The following is a 4,033-nucleotide window of genomic DNA, read 5'->3' as shown; positions in this document are numbered from 1 at the left end:
TCGGTATGCTATCTTAGTTCTCCTCCTCTCGGGAATTGCTCTCCCCCGATAACGGGGGAGCCGGAGGGGGTGGAGTACCCGTAGGGGGAGGTGGTAGGTAAAACAACAAAATACCTATTAATATTAAAAAATAAGGATTTTTTTTTCTCACCTACCACCCCACCCTTCGGGCACCCCTCCTCCCGAGAGGAGGGGAATTAAGATAGTCTAAATATTAATGGCTATGCTGGTAACCCCATAACAAAAATATAACTATGGATTACGTCATCCCCATATTAGCAATCTTCATCACCCTCAGCTTCCTGCTGAAGGTCGGCTTCTATCCCCGTTGGGGAACGTGGCTGACAGCACTATGTTGTGCCCTATTTGTTTTACTCATTACCCCTTGGGTAACCGAGCAATCTAAGACAGCAATAGCAGCCTTTTTTGCTTCCCGGGAAAAAATGCTGGATGTATCTATTTGCATCACACTGGAAGCCGCCATCCTGATAACCTTTTGCTTCGACTGCTTCTCCGAAATGCGTACAAGAGACACTGCATTCAAACGAAGCGTCACCTTTCTGCTCCACCTTTACCCCGGTTTATTGATAGGTGGTGTACTATGCTATATACTGGCTGAATTATTATTCTCTTTTCCAGGCATTGATTTCAATATGCTCTCGTGGACAGTAGCTACCACCACATTCTTACTTATCGGTGTCGGTGCCCGATTGCTACAAATCCTCTTGGGAGATAAAGCCTTGCGCCTCGAAATCCTTTTTATTGTAAACTTATTCATAGTCGTACTGAGCATCATAGCTACCGGCTACTAAATAAACAGTAACTACTAAAATTATAAATATCATTATGGAAACCATTTCAAACTCACTCTTCTGGATATCCAACGGACTACTTGTTCCGGTCATCGTATTATTACTCCTGTTCTTCCTCCGCGCCATTATCCTTGCCGGAGGTTTCTTCGGAGAATTCTACCAACGGATGAAACTACAAAAGCAACTCTCCGAGATGTTGGAAACCATCACTCCTGAAAACATTAACGAACAGTTGCAGAGCTTGCCCCAAGCCGGGAAACAACCTTTGCTCCGTTGCCTGAAAAAGCTTGCCGAGCACCGTGATAACGCCGCCTACTGCGAACGCCTGCTTGCCAACTTCGAAGTAGACGCCGAAAAAGAGCTGGGACGCTCGCGCACTTTCATCAAACTCGGCCCGATGCTGGGATTGATGGGAACACTGATTCCGATGGGTCCCGCCCTTGTCGGACTGGCTACAGGAGATATTTCCTCAATGGCTTACAATATGCAGGTAGCCTTTGCCACCACCGTGGTCGGTATGGTGATTGCCGCAGTCGGCGTCATCACTCTGCAAGTGAAACAACGCTGGTATGCCCGTGAAATAAATGATCTGGAATATCTGGACAAGACCCTGCGAAACAAAACCAATGAATAACTCTCAGCCTCATAAAAAAATATGAAACGAAACAGACTGCTTCACAACCAAACGGACTCCGACCCGATGGGTACGGTAGCGAACCTTTTTGATGTAGCCATGGTCTTTGCCGTCGCACTGATGGTTGCCCTCGTCTCCCGCTTCAACATGACGGAAATGTTTTCCAAAGAAGACTTCACTATGGTGAAGAATCCCGGAAAAGAGAATATGGAAATCATTACGAAAGAAGGACAGGAAATCAAGCGATACACTCCCAGCGAGGAACAGGAAACTTCCGGCAAGCGAGGGAAAAAAGTCGGTGTAGCCTACCAACTGGAAAGTGGAGAAATTATCTATGTTCCGGAATAATGATAGACATCCATCACCCTTTGAATAAAAGTTAAAGAGTCCATACCTATAAACAAGGGTTTTTAACAATAGAAATACCCATCAGTGGGTATTTTCTTGCCCTCATCTTCCCCATATCTTTGCATTTCCAAACAAACGATAATTTTATGATAAAGCAAAGATTCTTAACGACTCTCTTAATGGGAAGTATCGCTGCCGGTGCATGGGCACAGGCTGATAAAGGTGAAACTTCCGTAGATAAAACTGTGGATTTGAATCCTGTAGTAGTAACCGGTACGGGTACGCACCAGCGACTGAAAAATACTCCGGCACCGGTATCCGTCATCACCGCCAACGAAATAAAACGTGCCGGAATCACGGATTTCCAACAAGCCATGACCATGATGGTCCCCTCTCTCTCCTTCTCCCCGAATGCGATGGGTTCATATCTGATGATGAACGGACTTTCCAATAAATATGTACTGATACTGATTAACGGACGTAAAGTGACGGGGGATATCAGCGGTAATATCGACATCAGCCAGATAGACATGAGCCGTGTGAAGCGTATTGAGGTTTTAAACGGTGCAGCTTCTTCACTCTATGGTTCGGATGCGATTGCCGGTGTTATCAACATCATCACCAACCAGCCGAAAGATGAAATCTCCTTCACCACCAACAGCCGTTATACAAGAAAGAATCAGTTTTCACAAGGCCTCAACCTGGACATTGCCAAAGGAAAGCTCGCCTCTTATACTGCTTATAAGTACGATCACTCGGATGGCTGGCAGAACAGTGGTCTGACCGTAGACAAGAATGATGACTTGGTTGAAACCCTCGATCAGCTTTCCATCGGCTACAGCATGAATAACTTTTCTCAGCAATTCACCTACGATGCTACGGAAAAACTCTCGTTCTATGCCAATGGCGGATATTACTGGCGTATGACCGATCGCCCTGCCAAACGCGACGGCATGACAGGCGGAAATGATTATAATACGCATTACGAAGGCTACAACTGGGGTACAGGAGCCAAGTACAGACTGAATAAACGTTCCTCCATCCAGTTGGATTATGTAGGCAACAATTATACTTCGCGCTACAAATACATGCTGGCAGCCGGTGATTACCAACCGGGTGACTACGCATTCACCAAAAGACAGAAGTTCCATGATGCCGAACTGAAAGGTATCTTCGGTTTCACCACCAACAGTACTACTGTCTTCGGAGTGGACTACCGCAAGGACATTCTTGTTCGTCCCGATGCCGATGTAGACAAGGGAGTATATACTTTGTCGGGCTACGGACAGCATGAGGTAAAACTGTGGGATCACTTCACGGGCATCGTCGGTGCACGCTATGACTATCATGAACAGGCAGGCGGACGTTTCACCCCGAAAGTGGCAGCCATGTACAATATTGGAAACTTCAACGTACGTGCCACGTATGCAGCTGGTTTCCGTGCTCCCGGCGTAGACGAATTGTATTACAGTATGTTCAAGAAAATGGGTAGCAAATACACCATCTCCATCGGTGACGCTGACTTGAAGCCTGAACACAGCAACTACTACTCCATCAATATGGAATACCGCACCAACCGTTTCAGTGCCTCCGTTACGGGATATCTGAATTATCTGACAGATATGGTGTCTTCCAAAGTAACCGCATTCAATGATTTGTCCGCTGAGGCCCAGCAGCAACTGAAAGAAGAATTCCCCGAACTGGCAGACTTATCATCTACCAAGAATGTGAACCTGAAAGAATACATCAACTTTGAAAAGGCTACCGTCCGTGGTTTTGAGGTGAGTTTGTCAGGCAATCCGTTCGCCGGCTTTACCCTGAATGGTAACTATACCTACGCTTATGCCCGCGGTAAAGGTGAAGAAGGCTGGCAAAACATTCAACGCAGCATCCGCCACACGGCAACCATCAGCGGAAACTATGCACATTCATGGGGTGACTACACCATGAACCTGAACCTGAACGGCCGTCTGCAAAGCAAATGCTACTATCCGGGAGATGCCGACGGAGATGCTCCGGGTTACGGTATCTGGAACCTGAACACCCGCCACTCCTTCGACTGTTTCAGCAGTTTCTTCCTGGAACCCGGTATCGGTATCGACAATATCTTCAACAAGAAGGATATGAGACCTCTGACGAAGAACTTCACCCTGTACTCACCGGGACGTATGTTGGTAGTGAGTCTGACTTTAAAACTAAAGAATTAACGCATAACAACTTATTATTGATATGAAGCATC

Annotated in this window: 4 protein-coding genes; all 4 read left to right on the top strand. The window is 46.5% G+C overall.

Annotated features, from left to right (window positions below; all coding sequences use genetic code 11):
* The first annotated feature begins 254 nt into the window (after window positions 1-254).
* The 4 genes from BACCELL_RS20310 to BACCELL_RS20295 all read left to right on the top strand — a co-directional run bounded on the left by BACCELL_RS20310 (window position 255) and on the right by BACCELL_RS20295 (window position 4,001).
* Window positions 255-812 carry a hypothetical protein gene (locus BACCELL_RS20310; RefSeq protein ID WP_007213925.1) on the top strand — a complete coding sequence of 186 codons (558 nt, stop codon included), beginning with the start codon at window positions 255-257 and terminating at the stop codon, window positions 810-812.
* A 34-nt stretch (window positions 813-846) separates the two neighbouring features.
* Window positions 847-1,446, top strand: coding sequence for a MotA/TolQ/ExbB proton channel family protein (locus tag BACCELL_RS20305; protein WP_007213924.1), 600 nt, complete (start codon window positions 847-849; stop codon window positions 1,444-1,446).
* 21 nt (window positions 1,447-1,467) lie between these two features.
* Window positions 1,468-1,794, top strand: a complete 327-nt coding sequence (locus BACCELL_RS20300; RefSeq protein ID WP_007213923.1) for a DUF2149 domain-containing protein — start codon at window positions 1,468-1,470, stop codon at window positions 1,792-1,794.
* A gap of 146 nt (window positions 1,795-1,940) precedes the next feature.
* Entirely contained in the window at window positions 1,941-4,001 is a 2,061-nt protein-coding gene (locus BACCELL_RS20295) for a TonB-dependent receptor plug domain-containing protein (protein ID WP_007213922.1), read from the top strand.
* Window positions 4,002-4,033 lie beyond the last annotated feature (32 nt).

This window comes from Bacteroides cellulosilyticus DSM 14838 (assembly GCF_000158035.1).
Taxonomy (GTDB): Bacteria; Bacteroidota; Bacteroidia; order Bacteroidales; family Bacteroidaceae; genus Bacteroides; species Bacteroides cellulosilyticus.
This window is presented reverse-complemented; position numbering and strand designations above follow the sequence as displayed.